This is a genomic window from Bacillus sp. LR_5 (assembly GCF_042709275.1).
In genome coordinates, this window is the sequence record NZ_JAVAXX010000615.1 from 1 (window position 1) to 1133 (window position 1133).

The following is a 1133-nucleotide window of genomic DNA, read 5'->3' on the forward strand; positions in this document are numbered from 1 at the left end:
CGGGTCGGCAGCAGTGTATCGGATTAATAGGTTCTGACAGGGAGGATAAGCTGTACAATCGTTTCATCATTCGGCGTGCGAATTAAGAAAGGTCTCATTGCGCCTGTAAAGCTTACGCGTATTTCTGCTCCTTCAAGCACCTTTAGTGCATCCAGCATATATTTTGGACTAAAAGAGATATTTAATTCCTCACCTTCAATTTGATCCGCAGCAATTGCTTCCACAACTTTACCGATTTCCGGGGAGTTGGAAGAAATTTCAATGGATTCAGCTGGTTTTGCGGACAGTTTTACAACGTTGTTGCGTCCCTCTCTAGCTAAAAGAGATGCACGATCAATGGCCTGAAGGAATTCTTTTGTGTTCACAATGATTTCTGTTTTGCTGTCTTGCGGAATCAGGCTGGTTGTGTCTGGATAATTCCCGTCCAGAAGCCGTGAGAAGAATAAAACGTTTTTCGCTTTAAACAGAACTTGGGTTTCTGTGATGACGATATCTACAAGTTCCTGGTTGTCATCTAAAATCTTGCTGAGTTCAGTTAAACTTTTTCCCGGAATCACGACGTTATAAGATCTGTCTTCTGGAATATCAAGTTTCGCCTTTCTTAATGCAAGACGGTGGCTATCCGTTGCAGTGCATAATAATTCACTTTGCTCCACTTTCCAGTTTACACCTGTCAAGATAGGGCGTGTTTCTGAGGTGGACACTGCAAATACTGTTTGTCTGATTAGATTTTTTAACAAATCAGTTGGGATCTGAATCGCATGATGCTCTTCAATCTGCGGCAAGTGCGGATACTCATCAGCATCCAGTCCGTTTAGATTAAATTCAGCTTTACCAGAACGGATAATCGTCAAATACTGATTTTGGACTTCGATTTCTACAGTTGCCATCGGCAATTTTTTTACAATTTCACTAAAAAAGCGAGCCTGTAAAACGATGCTTCCGGGCTGTTCAATAGTGACGATTTCTTTATCTCCTTCTTCTTTTGGAATGAAGGATTCAATAGAAATATCTGAGTCACTCCCTGTAAAGGATACTCCATCATCTGATGCAACAATTTTAATACCAGTCAGAATGGGAATCGTGGTTCTGGATGAAACTGCTTTTAATACATCTTGGACACTTTCAACAAG

General features: G+C 41.0%; 1 protein-coding gene. It reads right to left on the bottom strand.

What is annotated here, in order from left to right; translation table 11 throughout:
- Positions 1–23 precede the first annotated feature (23 nt).
- Positions 24–1133 (bottom strand): DNA polymerase III subunit beta (dnaN, locus tag RAC86_RS38965; RefSeq protein ID WP_377886987.1); only part of this gene is annotated, 1110 nt, incomplete at its 5' end.